A 16117-nucleotide genomic window follows, 5' to 3' on the forward strand; every position below is an offset into this window, starting at 1 on the left:
GGATCGCGGGCTGATGGCATTGGGAGGTTTCGTGCGCGACGACCGCGACATCTCGATCACCGCGATCGCCGAGAACGGCAGGCGCTTTCCCATCGACAAGCTTGTCGCACATCAGGATGGCGGCACGCTGCATCTCGCGATTTCCGTCTTCCTCTATTCGGAACGCGGCGTCTTGCTGCAGCAGCGCGCGGCGGACAAGTATCACAGCGGCGGGCTCTGGGCGAATTCCGTCTGCTCGCATCCCGATTGGGGCGAGGACATCGCCGATTGCGCGCGGCGCCGCTGCCGGGAAGAGCTCCATATAGAGGCGCCGCTCGAAGCGCTGGGCGTCATCGACTACCGCGCCGACGTGGGTGGCGGGCTGACCGAGCACGAGCGCGCACATATCTTCGCCGGCCGCGTGCCCGTGGAGGCCGCCGAGATCTCCCCCAACCCGGTGGAGGCAGCGGCGACGCGCTGGATCGACAGGGAGACACTGCACACGGAGATGGCGGAGCATCCCGACCGTTTCACGCCGTGGTTCCGACAGTACATGTCCCGCGACGACCCGGCCCTGCGTGCCATGCGCGAACTTGTCTGGTCGCGGATCCCCTGACCCCGCGGACGATTGCGCGCGCGCCCCGTTCCGCGCTAGGACCGCAGCATTCGAGGAACGGAGCATTCGATGGCCAACCACCTGCATTCCGGGGATCTCCCCGACGGGCTGGATCTCGGGACCGAGGTCGCCATAGATTGCGAGACGATGGGGCTCAATCCGCATCGCGACCGCCTTTGTGTCGTGCAGCTTTCGGGCGGAGACGGCGACGCGCATCTCGTTCAGGTCGCGCCCGGCCAGAAATCCGCGCCGAACCTCGCGCGGCTCCTGACCGATCCGACCGTCCTGAAGCTCTTTCACTTCGGCCGCTTCGACATCGCCGCGATGCTGAACGCCTTCGGGGCGCTCGCTGCGCCCGTCTATTGCACGAAGATCGCCTCGAAGCTCGTGCGGACCTATACCGATCGCCACGGGCTGAAGCAGCTTCTGCAGGAACTCGTCGACGTGGACGTCTCGAAATACCAGCAGCAGAGCGATTGGGGGGCGGCAACGCTCAGCGACGCGCAGATCGCCTATGCCGCGTCCGACGTGCTCCATCTCCACCGGCTGAAGCGCGTCCTCGATCAGCGGCTCGAGCGGGAGGGGCGGACGGATCTCGCGCAGGCCTGCTTCGACTTCCTCCCCACGCGCGCGCGGCTCGACCTCGAGGGCTGGCCCGAGATCGACATCTTTGCGCATTGACCTGACGACCGGCGCGCGACGCGCCGGGCAGACGAGATGACGAAAGCCCGGACCGGCGACCCAGATGGCCACATTCGATAACCGGCACAGTCGCCAGGTCGCGCTTCTGAAGGTCGCGCTTCCCCTCATCGCCCTCGCGATCCTCTCGACCCTTTTCCTCCTGGCCGACCGACGCGGCAGCGGCGACAGAATTCCCTACAGCCAGCTCGAGCTTGACCGGATCGTGGCCGAGCAGCGGATTTCCAACCCGAACTACTCTGGCGTCACCCCCGAAGGCGATGCCGTCACGCTCGCCTCCGGATCGGTGCGTCCCGACCCCGAATCCCCCGAGGAGATGATCGCCTCCGACCTGATCGGAACGATCGAGACGCCGAAGGGCGAGCGCATCCTGCTTTCCGCCGAGACGGGCAGCTTTCGCAGCGGGTCCGACGTGAACCTCACGGGCGATGTCAGGCTGCGCAGCTCTGCCGGTTACCGCGTCGAAAGCGACGGCATGGTGCTCGACGCCGAGACCGGGACGGTGAGTTCGGACGGTGCGATCACGGCCATCGTACCGCCCGGGCGCATAGATGCGGCCGCGATGACGCTCACCCGGGGCGCGGACGGGTTCGTTCTGCGCTTCACCGGGGGCACCAAACTCCTCTATTATCCCGATGCCGGTAAGGGAGATTGATGTGCCGCACCCCATGTCGCGCGTGATCGCGCTCCTCGTCGCGGCGATGATCGCCGCCCCGGTTTCTGCGCAGGAGACGGCGATCGATTTCGGCGGGCTCCGTCAGGATACCACGCAGCCCGTCGAGGTCGCCTCCGATGCGCTCGAGGTGAACCAGTCCGACGGCACCGCGACGTTCAGCGGCAACGTCGTGGTGAGCCAGGGCGCCATGCGCCTCTCGGCCGGTCGGATCACCGCGATCTACGCGGGCGAGGCCTCCGCGGGCCGAATCCGGGAGTTGCGCGCCGAGGAGGGTGTCACCCTCGTCGCGGGCGAGGATGCGGCGGAGGCGCAATCCGCCGTCTACGACATCGATGAGGGTTCTGTCGTGATGACCGGCGACGTCCTCCTGACGCAGGGGCCGACCGCCTTGTCCTCCGAACGGCTGGTGATCGACCTCGTCAATGGCACGGGATCGCTCGAAGGACGCGTCCGGACGATTTTCGAGACAGGGGAACGATGACGTCCGCACCGCCCCGCCTGATCGCCTCCGGCGACGGCAGCGGCCTGCGCGTGGAACAGCTGCGCAAGAGCTATCGCAAGCGCCCGGTGATCCGTGACGTCAGCATGGAGCTCCGCCGGGGCGAGGTCGTGGCCCTTCTCGGGCCCAACGGGTCGGGCAAGACGACCTGCTTCTACGCCATTGCGGGCCTCGTGGTGCCCGAAGGCGGCCGCGTGACGATCGACGGGCGGGACGTGACCGCGCTGCCGATGTATCGCCGTGCCCGGCTGGGAATCGGGTATCTGCCGCAGGAGGTCTCGATATTCCGCGGCCTCACCGTTGAGGAGAATATCCTCGCAATCCTCGAATTGTCGCTGCCGAGTCGCAAGAAACGGCACGCGCGGCTCGATGAACTCTTGGCCGAATTTTCTATCACGCATCTGCGCAAGACCCCCTCCCCAGCGCTTTCCGGCGGCGAGAGACGGCGTCTGGAGATCGCCCGATGCCTCGCGGCCGACCCGAAATACCTGCTTCTCGACGAGCCCTTCGCGGGCGTCGATCCGATCGCCGTGGGCGACATCCGGACCCTCGTCTCCGGCCTGACGGCCCGCGGCATCGGCGTTCTTATTACCGATCATAACGTCCGCGAAACGCTCGGGATCGTCGATCGCGCCTACATCCTGCATGACGGAACCGTCCTGATGAGCGGAACGAGCGCGGAGGTCGTGGAGGACGAGAACGTGCGCCGTGTCTACCTTGGCCAGGGGTTCCGGCTGACGTGAAGCTTACCGCGGTTCTGTCCGGAACCCATTGACAGTAACGCCAATCTTCGCGCCAAATGCGTCCATGGCTTCCGCATCCGCCTCCGACAGGTCCCGTCCGCGCGACAGGGCCGGGGGCTGCGCCTCAAACGGGCGCCGGAACCAGGGGGCCGAACGCCCCGCATCCCGGACTGAACAGGAAGAGGCGTCGCACGGGGCCGGGCCCGGGCCAGCCAGAGGAGACGACATGCGCTATCAGATCAGTGGAAAGCAGATCGACATCGGTGAAGCGCTGCAGACACATGTCAGGAGCGAGGTCGAGGAAATGGTCGGAAAGTATCCCGGCCGTCCGACCGATGTTCTGGTCGTCTTTTCGAAGGAAGCGCACGAATTCGCCTGTGAAACCGTCATCCATCTTTCGACCGGCCTGACGGTGCAGGCGAGCGCGAAGGAAACCGATATCTACGCGGCCTTCGACTCCGCCAACGCGAAGATGGAGAAGCAGCTCCGGCGCTACAAGCGGCGGCTGAAAGACCATCACCGCGAACGCGCTCAACCCGTTGAACTCTCCGACGCGGCCTCGTATATCCTCGCCGGCGCAGGCGATTCCGAGCTCGAAGAGCCGGAAACGCTCCAGCCCATGATCGTGGCGGAGATGCAGACGCGGATTCCGTCGCTCTCCGTCGGTGAGGCGGTCATGCAGATGGAGCTCGCGGGGGCACCGGTTCTGGTGTTCCGGAACGAAAAACAGGCAACGGGCGTCAATGTCGTCTACCGTCGCGACGACGGAAATATCGGCTGGATCGACCCGAACACGGCAACCTGACGCGACTTGGGGTCGCGCGAAAGCTAGGGCTTCATGATCGGAACGGAACTACTCCCGCTCGAGGCGGTTCGTGTCATTTCGTCGGTCACGAGCAAGAAGCGGCTCTTCATCACGCTCGGGGACATCGCGACGGAGGTGTATCACCTCAAGTCCGACCGGGTGGCCGAAGCGCTGCTCGAGCGGGAGAATCTGGGCCCCACCGGTGTCGGGCACGGGGTTGCACTGCCCCATGCCCGCCTCGAAAATCTGTCCGGCGTGCGTGGGATCTTCCTGCGCGTCGAACGTCCGCTCGATTTCGGGGCCGTCGACAGGCAGCCGGTCGATCTCGTCTTCGCGCTCTTCGCGCCGTCCTGCGCGGGGGTCGAGCATCTCAAGGCGCTGGCCGCCGTCTCCCGCACGTTGCGCAATCCTGATATCTGTACCAAGCTCAGAGCCAACGACGATCCCGTGACGCTGCATGCCGTCCTGACGGACCGCAGCGCCAATCGCGCCGCGTAGCCCTACCAGCGCGAGAGCGCCGCTTCGTCCTCGGCCTTGGCGTCCACCCAATCCGCACCGTCGGTGCGGACCTCCTTCTTCCAGAAAGGGGCGCGGGATTTGAGATAGTCCATCAGGAAATCCGCCGCGGCGAACGCGCCGGCGCGATGGCGCGCTGCAGTCGCGACCATCATGATCGCCTCTCCCGGGGCGAGCGCGCCATGGCGATGGATGACGAGCACCGCGTCGAGCGACCAGCGCGCCACGGCTTCCCCGGCGATCGCCTTGATCGAGCTGGCCGTCATGCCGGGATAATGCTCGATCTCCAGATGACGCAGCGTTCCGGCCTCGGTGTCACGCACGATGCCGGTGAAGGTGACCACGGCCCCTGATCCGCGGCTCGCCGCGGTGAACGCATTCGCCTCCGCACCCGGATCGAAGGTCGCCGGCTGAACGCGGATATCCACTCAGCCCCCCGTCATCGGCGGAAAGACGGCGATTTCGCGGACCCCGGTCAGCGGCGCATCGAGGCTGCTCAGCTCCTGATCGACGGCCACGCGAAGCGCGGAGAGATCGGAAAAGGCCAGCGCGTAACGCTCCTCCCGCGCGGCGAGCTCGGTGATGAGTTCTCCGACGGTCGCGGCGTCGGTGTCGACCCTCTCCCGGGGCAGGCCGATCCGCTCCCGGACCCAGGCGAAGTAAAGCAGATCGACGGTCATGCAGGGTCCCGCAGGTAAGGAAGCGCCTTGCGCAGGTAGTCCCAACCGGTCGCGAGCGTCAGCGCAGCGGCCACCCAGAGCAGGACCAGGCCCAGATCGCCCGCGAGATCGTAGAGCCAGGCAAGCCAGGGCAGTGCGCCTTCTTCGGGGATCCGTGCGGCGAGCATCTTTTCGAAGGACGCCGTGTCCGTCTCGATGCTCCGCTCGACGATGTGATAGAGGAAGATATCACGGGAAAAGAGGACCGCGATGGCGATCATCTGCGCCGTCGTCTTCCACTTGGCGAGCTTCGTCACCGCAAGACGCCGGGCATCGCTGCCGAGGAACTCCCGCAAACCGGAGACGAAGACCTCACGAAACACGATGAAGGTCGCGGGAAGCACGAGCCAGGGCGACATCGACGAATACCCGACGATCACGAGAAGCGCCACGATCACCATGGCCTTGTCGGCGATCGGGTCGAGCATCGCGCCGAACCGGCTTTCCTGCTTCCAAGTCCGCGCGAGGTAGCCGTCGAACCAGTCCGTGATCGCCGCACCGAGGAAAAGCAGGAGCGCGAACCAGTCCGCCCATGGCCGGTTGAAATAGAGGAACATGATCGCGACCCCGGGTGCCGCGATGAGCCGCAGCACCGTCAGGATATTGGGCAGGGTCCACTTCATGCGACACAGATAGCGATCCCGTCGCTCGCTGGAAAGGGCGCGCGGACGAGGATCTCACGCCTGCGACCAGACCGCCAGAACCGGGGCCCCGACAGACAGCACATGCCAGTCAAGATCGTAAATAAATGGTTAATGGTCTTTCGGCTTTGTCCGAATTATCTCTCAAAGTGGACACGATAAGAGCGGAAGCAAGAAATGCTCAGCAACAGAATCGCTCGAACGGATGCGTTCTCCTTTCTTCCTCGACTGACCGCCATGAAGAGAAAACATCCCGAGACCGAACATCTCCAGATTGCATTAAACGCGACGGCACGCCTGGTTCCGCGTTTCGCCAAGCGGATTGAATCGGGCGATATCTCCGAAAAGGAATTGGCCGAACAGGAACACGCGACGCTGGCCCATTATCTGCAAAGGTGGATGCAGAGCGGCGATCCCGTCTGGAGGGCTCTTTATCTCGGCGAACGGGCCAAGATGGCCTATGATCCCGCTCATAGGGATGACGAACGCGATCGGGCGATCGCCGGGCTTGTCGCCAGCGACAGGCACATTCTCGAAACTTTCCATGGGCATAACGGCGGGAATTCGGCCGCGAACGTGCTGGACGAACTCTCCGCGATCGTCGCGCGTCTCAACGATCCCGCGCGACAGTCGCTCGACGTTCTTTTTGTCGGGGATTGCCTATTCCTGGATACGACTGCGTTCCTCGTCGATGGCATGTCGGACATCGGAGTTTCGATCAGACCCGTTTTCGTCACGGACAAGAACCCGGCCGGAATTGCGACCACGATCCGCACGCTTTCGCAAAAGCAATTCGACGCCGTCTTCTATTCACCGTTCACCTACGAAAACGGCCTCGTCACGGCGACATTGCTCAATCCCCGGGCGGCAATCGGAACGCGCCTGCGTCGCGACGAGATCGTCGGCGCGATGCTCGCCGAAGCCGGCATGGTGACACGGGCGCTGGCCGAAACCTTCGAGGCGCCGATCTTCGTCCATAATACCGCTCTGATCCGTCGGCATACGGGGCGATCGCAGGATGCACTGGCCAGAGGCCTGACCGCCGGTCTGCGTCGTTCAGTTCGCGACGCGGTCGACACCGGTCTCGACAACCTGATCGCCGGGATCAACGCGGATACGTTCCCGCACGTGCACAAGTTCGACGAGCTCCGTTTCCTCAAGGACGAATCGGAACGATCGTTGGGACTGTACTACCACCATCATGGCGGCCAGCACCCCGCGAGGTTCGGCGCCCTCGTCGCCGAGGCCTATGCCCTCATCCTGAAGACCATCGCGTTTCTGAGAAAGAAGAAGCTGATCGTCTGCGATCTCGACAACACGCTCTGGGACGGCGTGATCGGTGACGGGGACGTACAGCATTTCGTCGACCGGCAAGAACGGCTGAAGCGTCTGAAGGAGAAGGGCGTCCTCCTCGCCATTGCATCGAAGAACGATCCTCGGAACGTCCATTGGGAGGGGGGAGTGCTCGGCGAGGGTGACTTCGTCCACAGCTCCATCAGCTGGCGCCCCAAGGTCGTCGCCTTTCCGGAAATTGAGCGATCGCTGAATCTCAAGCGAAAGGATTTCGTCTTCCTCGACGATCGCGCGGATGAACGGGCCCTTGTCGAGGAAGCTTATCCAGATGTTCGGACCCTCGATCCGGTCGATCCGCGAACGTGGCAGATGATGGCGATCTGGGACGAACTGCTGGGAGACGGGTCGGACATCGACCGGACCCGGATGTATCTCGACCGCGCCGCGCGTCAGCACGCGCAGGATGTCGCTGCAGAGGAACACGATCGGGGGTCGCTCTTTGCGACGCTGGGTCTGGAAGTCACGATCAGACCGGCCGGACGGTCGGACATCAAGCGTGCGGCGGAGCTCGTCAATCGCACGAACCAGTTCAACATGACGGCAGCCCGGACCACCTTCGCCGAGATGAAGGGCTGGTCGGAAAGCGATTCGCACGCGATCTACCTCGCCTCGATGCGCGACCGCTTCGGCGACATGGGCGTTATCGCGGTTCTCGTCGCATCATACGACGACCGGGGAGCCTCGATCCCCGTTTTCGTGCTCTCCTGCCGGGTTTTCGGCTACGACGTCGAGACCGTTTTGTTGAACACGGTCAAGCAGGACGCATTGGCTCGCGGATGCGGCTTGGTCGCCGGATGGCATGTCGAGACGATGGTCAACGCGCCTTGCCGCGACACCTACGCCCAAAACGGGTTCGTCGAGACCGGTGGGCAGTGGGTCTGGACGGAGGCCTGCCCCAGGATCGACGATCCGAAGTGGCTCGACGTTCGCAGCGCGGCCTGAGAGAGGCGGTCAACCGCGTTCGTGGAAGAAGGCGTAGATCTTCTCCGCGAGTCCGTCGCTGACCCCCTCGACCGCCTGCAGATCCTTCAGATCGGCACGAGCGACCGCCTTCGCGCTTCCAAAATGGGCAAGCAATGCCCGTTTCCGGCTAGCTCCCACACCCGGAACCTCGTCGAGCGGCGTGGCGCCCACCGATTTCGACCGTTTCGCACGATGCGCGCCGATGGCGAAGCGGTGCGCCTCGTCCCGGAGCCGCTGGACGAAGTAGAGAACGGGATCGTTGTGCCGCAGGGCGAAGGCCGTCTTGCCGGGGCGGTGGAATTCTTCCTTGCCGGCATCCCGGTCGATCCCCTTGGCGACACCGATCATCGGCAGGTCGTCGACGCCCATCTCCCTCATGATCTCGTCGACCGCGCTCACTTGCCCGGCACCACCGTCGATCAGGAGGAGATCAGGCCAAGTCCCCAGCTCGCGATCCGGGTCCTCCTTCATCAGGCGCCGGAACCGCCGGGTCAGAACCTCCTTCATCATGCCGAAATCGTCGCCCGGTGTCAGCGCGTCGCCGCGGATGTTGAACTTGCGGTACTGATTGCGCATGAACCCGTCCGGCCCGGCGACGATCATTCCGCCGACCGCATTCGTCCCCTGGATATGGGAGTTGTCGTAGACCTCGATCCGTTGCGGCGGACCGGGCAGGTCGAACGCCTCCGCGAGACCATCGAGAAGGCGGGCCTGCGTTGCCGTCTCCGACATTTTCCGCGCGAGGCTCTCCCGCGCGTTGCGCAGCGCGCCCAGGACGAGGTCGCGCTTTTCTCCCCGCTGCGGACAGAGGACCTGCACGCGACGTCCACATCGCTCCGACAGTGCATCCGAGAGAAGCCCCGCATCCTCGATCTCGTCGCTGAGAAGGATCTGTCGCGGTGGATCCTTGCCGTCGTAGAATTGCCCGACGAAGGCCTGCAGTACCTCCGCGGCCTCCGCGCCCGAACCCGTGCGGGGATAGAAGTCGCGGTTGCCCCAGTTCTGGTTCGCCCGAATGAAGAAGACCTGCACGCAGGCCTGCCCCCCTTCCATGTGGAGCGCGATCACGTCGGCCTCCGGCACGCCGGCGGGATTGATGCCCTGCCCCCCCTGCACGTGGGTGAGCGCGCGAATCCGGTCGCGCAAAGCTGCCGCGCGTTCGAACTCCATCTCGGCACTCGCCTCCTCCATCTCGCGGGCGAGCTGCGATTGCACCTTGGTGGTCTTGCCGCGCAGGAACTGCTCCGCATCGGCGACGAGGGCCGCGTAATCCGCTTCGGAAATCTTGCCGACACAAGGGGCGCTGCACCGCTTGATCTGATGCAGGAGGCACGGCCGCGTCCGGCTCTCGAACATCGCGTCGGAGCAGTTACGCAGCAGAAACACCTTCTGGAGCTGCGTGAGCGTCCGGTTGACCGCTCCGGCGCTCGCGAAGGGACCGTAATAGTCGCCCTTCTCCTTCTTGGCACCGCGATGCTTCTTGATCTGCGCGAAGGGATGATCGCCGGTCACGAGGATGTTCGGGAAGCTCTTGTCGTCGCGCAGCAGCACGTTGAACTTTGGCTTGAGCTGCTTGATGAGGTTCTGCTCGAGAAGCAGCGCCTCCGTCTCCGTCCGCGTCGTGAGAAACATCATCGACGCCGTCTCCCGGATCATCCGGGCGATCCGGGGAGAATGACCCGACATCTTGGCGTAGTTCGCGACCCGTTTCTTCAGATTGCGCGCCTTGCCGACATAGAGGACCGCCTGACGGGCATCGAGCATCCGGTAGACGCCAGGCGAGGTGTCGAGCGTCCTGACGTAGGACTGGATCAGTGGGGCGCCCGTCGCGGGTTTGTCAGTCTGCGTCGAAGAAGACATGATTCCACCTCAGGCTGCAAAATCTGACGCGAGGTGCAACCGCAAATACATCCACCGGACCTGTGGATAAATCTGGGGGCAAGCCTCGGGCATTCGGACATTTTCGTTTCGTTTTATGGACTTCATCAGATTGCACGCTTTTTAGCCCAAACCGCAAGTGATTGAATTTATGTCACATATTTCTAGGTAGCCCGGTAAATTGCTGAAACTGTTACGGAATGCGACAGAACGCTGACGCGACGATCGCGACGTGCATAAGTCAACCCGCAACCGTCACTCCCAGCCCACAATATCGGGTGTTTTCCAACCCGCATGCTGACCCCCATCGACGCAAAGGAGTTGGCCCGTCACCGCCGGGGCATCGAGCAGATAATCCAGCGCCGCGAGGATGTCATCGGGGCTCGCCCCGCGCTCGAGGATGTTGCCCGCCCGCTGCGCCGCGAAATGCTCGGGTGTCTGTCGCACCCCCCGCATCGTCGATCCCGGGCCGATCGCGTTGACCCTGATCCCGGGCGCCAGCGCGCGGGCGGCGGTCTGCGTGAAGGCCCAGAGACCCATCTTCGCGATCGTGTAGGACATGAAGTCCGGCGTCGGCTTCGCCACCCGCTGGTCCAGCATGTTGACGACGACGCCGTTGGCGCGCGTCTCGCCCCGCGCGTCCGTCGAGGGCGCAGGGCATTGCGCGGCGAAGGCCTGGGTCAGCACGACGGGCGCCCGCAGGTTCGATTCCACATGCCGGTCCCACGATTGCCGCGTCATCGTGCCGATGCGATCGCGTTCGAAGATCGACGCGTTATTGACGAGGATGTCGATCGGCCCGCCGAGCGCATCTGCCGCACACCCGACGAGATCGGATACCTGGTCCTCGTCGAGGAAATCGGCGCGCAGCTTTTCGGCCCGCCCCCCGAAGGCACGAATGGCGTCCAGAACGTCTCCGGCCTCTTTCTCGGAGGAATTGTAGTGGACGGCGACGGCCACATTGCGCCGCGCGAGATGCAGGGAAATCTCCCGGCCGAGCCGTTTGGCGCCGCCGGTAACGAGAGCGCGGCGCATCATGTCACGAGGAGCGCCAGATAGCCGACATAGAGCGCGCAGAAAGCGATGCCCACGAGGCGTGAGAGCGACCAGCCGAGAAAGACGAACGGCGCGAGCAGCAGGGCCGCGCCCAGCATCACCCAGAAATCGAGTTGCAGGAAGGCCGGATCTACCGTGACGGGCCCGATCAGGGACGTGATCCCGATGATCGCGAGAAGATTGAAGATGTTGGAGCCGATGACGTTGCCCATCACCACGTCGCTCTGCTTGCGGATCGCCGCCATGACGGTGGTGGCAAGCTCCGGCAGCGAGGTGCCGATCGCGACGAGGGTGAGGCCGATCACCGCGTCGGAGATCCCGAAATCGCGCGCGATCGTGGTCGCGCCGCGGATCAGGAGGTCCGCCCCGAGCGGCAAGCCGAGCAGACCGAGCACGAGGAACATGGTGACCTTCCAGCCCGGCATGGTCGGATCCGCACCTTCCGGCTCCTCCTCGGACGTTTCGCGACCCTTCCGGCGATCGGCCAGCGCGCCGCGGGCCTGATCGAAGAGGACGAGAGCGAGACATGCGAGCAGGATCAGCCCGTGGGTCCAAGTGATCGGGCCCCAGAACGCGAGGGCCACGAAGAGGACCGAGACCGTCAGCATCATGACGTAGCTGCGCCGCGTGTCGTTGTCCCGCATCGCGATGCCGGAGATGATCGCGGGCACGCCGAGGACGAGCAGGATGTTGGCGATGTTCGACCCCACGACATTGCCGAGCGCGATGCCGGAGGATCCGTCGAGGATCGCTCCGATCGAAATGATGAGTTCGGGGGCCGAGGTGCCGAAGGCCACGATCGTCAGGCTGACGATCAGTGCCGGAATGCCGATCCTGAGGGCGAGATTGACCGCGCCGCGAACGAGCGCATCGCCGGCAAGGAGCAGGATCGCGAGGCCCACGACGGAAAGGACGAACTCCATGTCAGCCCCGACCCCGGCCGCATGAGCACGGCCCCTTGCCGATGCGGTATCGCCCGCACCCGTCGCAACGCAGCGATTGCAGGCGTTTCTGGCCCGGAAAACGCAGCCGTCCGAACATGGCGAGGACGAGCATGCCGATGAGAAAGAGGCTGACGACCTTGATCACGGGATCAGAGGCCGAACCGGGCATAGGCGACCCGCTCCTCGAGCGACCCGATCGCCGCGCCACCCAGGGCGGCGCCGAAGCGCGACAGGAACGGACGGCGCTGCTTGTAGGTAACGAAGCGCGTCTTCTCTCCAAAGCGGGCCTTCATCACCGGGACCATGTGGCCGATCCCGTCGACGAGGCCGATGGCCTTCGCCCGCTCGCCGACCCAGAATTCCCCGGTGAAGAGGTCCTCGTCGTCGGACAGCTTGGCGCCCCGGCGAGCCTTTACCTGGTCGATGAAGCTCGCATGGATCTGGTCCTGCAACTGGCGCAGCCGCGCGACGTCCTCGGGATTCTCGGGCTTGAACGGATCGAGCATGCTCTTTGAGCGCCCCGCGGTATAGACACGCCGCTCCACCCCCTGTCTGGCGATGAACTCGTCGAAACCGAATCCCGCGGAGATGACCCCGATGGAGCCGACGATGGAATTGCCGTCGGCATAAATCTCGTCGGCCGCGCTGGCCAGCCAGTAGCCACCCGACGCCGCGACATCCTCGACGAAGGCCACGACCGGGATCTTGCGCTCGTCCGCGAGCCGCCGGATCCGCGCCGCGATGAGCGAGGATTGTACGGGACTGCCGCCGGGTGAATTCAGGATCAACGCCACGGCCTTGGGCTTGCCGCGTCGGAACGCCTTCTCGATCAGGGGCGCGAGCCCCGCATCGCTGAGCCGGGCGCCCGCCCCGCCGCTTGCGATGATTCCCTGGAGCCTCAGGACGGCGACCACGGGATCGGACGACAGGAACGGGATAAAACGCTTCATGCCACGCGATGTAGGCCGGGCGCCGCGACGCAACAACCCCGCTCAGCTGCGAATGCGCCAGCCCGTGCGGAAGATCCAGCCGATGATCGCGATGCAGATCGCGGTGAAGGCCACGATCGCGAGCAGGCTCCAGCCGATCGCCACGTCGGCCAGACCGAAGAACGACCAACGGAAGCCCGAGACGAGGTAGACGACGGGGTTGAAGAGCGTGATCGTCTGCCACACGGGCGGCAGCATCGTGACCGAGTAGAACGAGCCGCCGAGGAAGATCAGCGGCGTGATGATGAGGAGCGGCACGAGCTGCAACTGCTCGAAATTCTGCGCCCAGATACCGATGATGAACCCAAGCAAGCTGAACGAGAGGCAGGTGAGGACGAGGAAGGCGAGCATCCAGATCGGATGCTGTATGGTGATATCGACGAAGAGGAAGGCCGTCGCCAGGATGATGAGCCCGATCGCGAAGGATTTCGTCGCGGCCGCGAGCACGTAGCCCGCGGTGATCTCGAGGAAGGAGGCGGGTGCGGACAGAAGCTCGTAGATCGTGCCGATGAATTTCGGGAAGTAGATGCCGAAGGCCGCGTTCGTGACCGATTGCGTCACGACCGACAGCATGATGAGGCCCGGCACGATGAAGGCGCCGTAGCTCACGCCCTCGACCTGGTCGATCCGGCTGCCGATCGCCGCGCCGAAGACCACGAAATAGAGCGAGGTCGACAGGACGGGCGAAACGACGGATTGCAGCAGCGTCCGGAATGTCCGGGCCATCTCGAAGCGGTAGATCGCGGCGATCGCGGTAAGGTTCACGACGCGTCCTCGTGAACGAGGCCCACGAAGATATCCTCGAGGCTCGATTGCTCGGTCCGGATGTCCTTGAGCTGCAGCCCCGCGGCGGAGAGATCGGTGAGAAGCCGCGTGATCCCCGTCCGCTCCTTCCGCGAATCGTAGGTATAGGTCAGCTCGCAGCCATCCGCGCTGCGTGCGAGGTCGTAGGGCTCGAGGGCAGCGGGCACGGCGGCGGTCGGCGCGTTGAGTTCGATCACCAGGCGCTTCTTGCCGAGCTCCCGCATCAGATCCGCCTTCTCCCGTACGAGCCGGATCTCGCCCCGCGCGATGATCCCGATCCTGTCGGCCATCGCCTCCGCCTCCTCGATATAGTGGGTGGTCAGGATGATCGTGACACCGTGCGATTTCAGATCGGCCACGGTGTTCCACATGTCGCGCCTGAGCTCCACGTCGACCCCTGCGGTCGGCTCGTCGAGGAAGAGGACGCGCGGCTCGTGGCTCAGCGCCTTGGCGATCAGCACCCGCCGCTTCATGCCGCCCGAGAGCGACTTGATCTGCGTGTCGCGCTTGTCCCACAGGCTAAGCCGGCGCAGCACCTCCTCGAGATGGGCATCGTTGCGGGGCTTGCCGAAGAGCCCTCGGGAGAAACGCACGGTGTTCATCACCGTCTCGAACGGCTCGAGATTGATTTCCTGCGGCACCAGCCCGATCAGGCGCCGCGCGTCGCGATAGGCATCGACGACATCGTGACCGCCGACGGCCACGTGGCCCGACGTAGCGGTCGAGATGCCGCAGATGACGGAAATGAGGGTCGTCTTGCCCGCGCCGTTGGGACCAAGAAGAGCGAGAATCTCCCCCTCCTCGATCTCCAGCGAAACCGACTTCAGTGCCTCGAACCCTCCGTCATAGGTCTTTGACAGGTTCGAGACCGACACGATTGCGGCCATGAGATCCTCGGACAATGCGCAGCGCAAGATAGCCGTCGCGGCGGGGATCGCAAGACTGACCGGTCCGACTACAAGACGAACGCGGGACGCTTGGGCCAAGGCCGGGAATAATCATCACGACACCCGGAGCCCGTTCAAAAAAGAGTCGCATTACGCGGCATCCTTACCTAGCATCGATTTCGTATACGAACGGGCCAGGGAACCCGGCCGTGTTCGAAAGGGAGGAAAGTAATGAATAACAAGGTGATTACCCGTCGCCGTGCGCTCGGTGGCCTTGGCGTGGCCGGTGCTGCCACGCTTGCCGCGCCTCACATCGCGGGCGCGCAGGCAAACGGGACGACGTGGCGGATCCAGACGAGCTGGCCCGGCGGCGCCGGCCTGACGATCTTCCGCGAATGGTGCAATTCGATCGTCGAGAAGACCGGGGGCGAGCTTGCCTTCCAGCCCTTCGGCGCGAACGACGTGGTTGGCGACTTCCAGCTCTTCGACGCCGTGAAGAACGGTGTGCTCGACGCGGTGAACCCGTTCACCATCTACGCGCAAGGCATCATTCCGGCCGCGACGTTCCTGACGTCCTACCCGCTCGGCCTGCGCAATCCGCATGAATACGACACGTTCTACTACGGTCTCGGCGGGCTCGATATCGCGCGCGAGCTCTACGCGGCGCAGGGCATGTACTTCGTGGGGCCGGTCCAGCACGACGCGAACCTCATCCACTCCAAGGTGCCGATCCGTTCCATCGACGATTTCCGCGGCCGCAAGATGCGGATGCCCGGCGGCATGGTTTCCGAACTCTTCAGCCAGCTCGGCGCGGAAACGACGGTCCTTCCGGGCTCGGAAATCTTCCCGGCGCTCGAGCGGGGGACGATCGACGTCGCCGACTATACCGGTGCCGCGGTGAACTACGCGCTCGGCTTCAGCCAGGTGACCGATTACATCGTGATGGGCCCGCCGGGCTTCACCTCCGTCTACCAGCCGGTCGACATCATGGATATCACGGCAAGCCAGCAATCCTGGGATGCCCTGTCCGACGAGATGAAACAGTTCATCGAGATGGAAACGCATGTCTATTCGGACATGCACCACGCCGCGATCCAGGCCGCCGACATCGATGCCTTCGAGAAGTTCAGGGAAGACGGCGTGGAGATCACCCGGCTGACCACCGACGACGTCGAACTCCTGACCGAGCTCGTGGTCCCGATCTGGTACGAATATGCGAACCGCGATCCGAACTCCGCGCGCATTTTCGACATCCAGCTCCGCTACATGCAGTCGGGCGCGCTGGGTTATGTCGATCCGGCACTGACCGAGGGCATGGAACTTAAGCTCTGAGGCCATCGCGCTTCACGG

General features: G+C 64.3%; 19 protein-coding genes. 9 read left to right on the forward strand and 10 right to left on the reverse strand.

The genetic code is table 11. The features are described from left to right. Positions 1-13 precede the first annotated feature (13 nt). The 7 genes from idi (at position 14) to LX81_RS12145 (ending at position 4515) form a co-directional block, all read left to right on the forward strand. The gene (gene idi / locus LX81_RS12115; protein WP_111537584.1) at positions 14-595 is read left to right on the forward strand and encodes an isopentenyl-diphosphate Delta-isomerase; all 582 of its coding nucleotides are present in this window, start codon (positions 14-16) and stop codon (positions 593-595) included. A gap of 69 nt (positions 596-664) precedes the next feature. Beyond that, complete coding sequence (locus tag LX81_RS12120; protein WP_111537585.1) at positions 665-1276, forward strand: ribonuclease D; 612 nt, start codon at positions 665-667, stop codon at positions 1274-1276. Positions 1277-1340: 64 nt separating this feature from the next. Further along, positions 1341-1949: an LPS export ABC transporter periplasmic protein LptC gene (lptC, locus tag LX81_RS12125; protein WP_111537586.1), complete on the forward strand. Its 609-nt coding sequence runs from the start codon at positions 1341-1343 to the stop codon at positions 1947-1949. A gap of 13 nt (positions 1950-1962) precedes the next feature. Further along, a complete protein-coding gene (locus LX81_RS12130) occupies positions 1963-2451 on the forward strand; it encodes an LptA/OstA family protein (RefSeq protein ID WP_111537587.1) in 489 nt (162 codons plus the stop codon). After that, entirely contained in the window at positions 2448-3212 is a 765-nt protein-coding gene (lptB, locus tag LX81_RS12135; protein WP_111537588.1) for an LPS export ABC transporter ATP-binding protein, read from the forward strand. Before LX81_RS12130 ends, lptB begins: the two co-directional genes overlap by 4 nt. Positions 3213-3438: 226 nt before the next feature. Next, entirely contained in the window at positions 3439-4017 is a 579-nt protein-coding gene (gene hpf / locus LX81_RS12140) for a ribosome hibernation-promoting factor, HPF/YfiA family (protein WP_111537589.1), read from the forward strand. Positions 4018-4050: 33 nt separating this feature from the next. After that, a complete protein-coding gene (locus LX81_RS12145; protein ID WP_111537590.1) occupies positions 4051-4515 on the forward strand; it encodes a PTS sugar transporter subunit IIA in 465 nt (154 codons plus the stop codon). Positions 4516-4517: 2 nt separating this feature from the next. Here LX81_RS12145 and LX81_RS12150 read toward each other — a convergent pair whose 3' ends face one another. Genes LX81_RS12150 through pgsA form a run of 3 tightly spaced genes read right to left on the reverse strand, consistent with a single transcriptional unit; the run spans position 4518 to position 5875 of the window. Further along, positions 4518-4961, reverse strand: a complete 444-nt coding sequence (locus LX81_RS12150; RefSeq protein ID WP_111537591.1) for a molybdenum cofactor biosynthesis protein MoaE — start codon at positions 4959-4961, stop codon at positions 4518-4520. Then, positions 4962-5213 carry a molybdopterin converting factor subunit 1 gene (gene moaD / locus LX81_RS12155; protein ID WP_111537592.1) on the reverse strand — a complete coding sequence of 84 codons (252 nt, stop codon included), beginning with the start codon at positions 5211-5213 and terminating at the stop codon, positions 4962-4964. Beyond that, complete coding sequence (gene pgsA, locus LX81_RS12160) at positions 5210-5875, reverse strand: CDP-diacylglycerol--glycerol-3-phosphate 3-phosphatidyltransferase (RefSeq protein WP_111537593.1); 666 nt, start codon at positions 5873-5875, stop codon at positions 5210-5212. The genes moaD and pgsA overlap by 4 nt, the downstream gene beginning before the upstream one ends. Before the next feature lie 255 nt (positions 5876-6130). On the opposite strand from pgsA, the gene LX81_RS12165 reads away from it, so the two are divergent. Next, positions 6131-8188 carry an HAD-IIIC family phosphatase gene (locus LX81_RS12165; RefSeq protein WP_170133926.1) on the forward strand — a complete coding sequence of 686 codons (2058 nt, stop codon included), beginning with the start codon at positions 6131-6133 and terminating at the stop codon, positions 8186-8188. 9 nt (positions 8189-8197) lie between these two features. Here the strand turns inward: LX81_RS12165 and uvrC are convergent, their stop codons facing one another. From uvrC to LX81_RS12200, 7 genes are all read right to left on the reverse strand, one after another. After that, positions 8198-10069 (reverse strand): excinuclease ABC subunit UvrC, encoded by a 1872-nt coding sequence (uvrC, locus tag LX81_RS12170; protein ID WP_111537595.1) that lies wholly within the window; start codon positions 10067-10069, stop codon positions 8198-8200. A 273-nt stretch (positions 10070-10342) separates the two neighbouring features. Further along, positions 10343-11122 (reverse strand): SDR family oxidoreductase, encoded by a 780-nt coding sequence (locus LX81_RS12175; RefSeq protein WP_111537623.1) that lies wholly within the window; start codon positions 11120-11122, stop codon positions 10343-10345. Continuing rightward, on the reverse strand, positions 11122-12066 hold the full coding sequence (locus LX81_RS12180; protein WP_111537596.1) for a calcium/sodium antiporter: 945 nt from the start codon (positions 12064-12066) through the stop codon (positions 11122-11124). Before LX81_RS12180 ends, LX81_RS12175 begins: the two co-directional genes overlap by 1 nt. A gap of 1 nt (position 12067) precedes the next feature. After that, on the reverse strand, positions 12068-12256 hold the full coding sequence (locus LX81_RS22790) for a hypothetical protein (protein ID WP_111537597.1): 189 nt from the start codon (positions 12254-12256) through the stop codon (positions 12068-12070). Further along, positions 12237-13037: a S49 family peptidase gene (locus LX81_RS12190; protein WP_111537598.1), complete on the reverse strand. Its 801-nt coding sequence runs from the start codon at positions 13035-13037 to the stop codon at positions 12237-12239. Before LX81_RS12190 ends, LX81_RS22790 begins: the two co-directional genes overlap by 20 nt. A 42-nt stretch (positions 13038-13079) precedes the next feature. After that, on the reverse strand, positions 13080-13841 hold the full coding sequence (locus LX81_RS12195; RefSeq protein ID WP_111537599.1) for an ABC transporter permease: 762 nt from the start codon (positions 13839-13841) through the stop codon (positions 13080-13082). Then, positions 13838-14767: an ABC transporter ATP-binding protein gene (locus LX81_RS12200; RefSeq protein ID WP_111537600.1), complete on the reverse strand. Its 930-nt coding sequence runs from the start codon at positions 14765-14767 to the stop codon at positions 13838-13840. Before LX81_RS12200 ends, LX81_RS12195 begins: the two co-directional genes overlap by 4 nt. A gap of 231 nt (positions 14768-14998) precedes the next feature. Between LX81_RS12200 and dctP the strand changes: the two genes are divergently transcribed. Further along, complete coding sequence (gene dctP, locus LX81_RS12205) at positions 14999-16099, forward strand: TRAP transporter substrate-binding protein DctP (protein WP_111537601.1); 1101 nt, start codon at positions 14999-15001, stop codon at positions 16097-16099. The last annotated feature ends 18 nt before the right edge of the window (positions 16100-16117 follow it).

It is taken from the genome of Palleronia aestuarii, assembly GCF_003253995.1.
GTDB lineage: Bacteria > Pseudomonadota > Alphaproteobacteria > Rhodobacterales > Rhodobacteraceae > Palleronia > Palleronia aestuarii.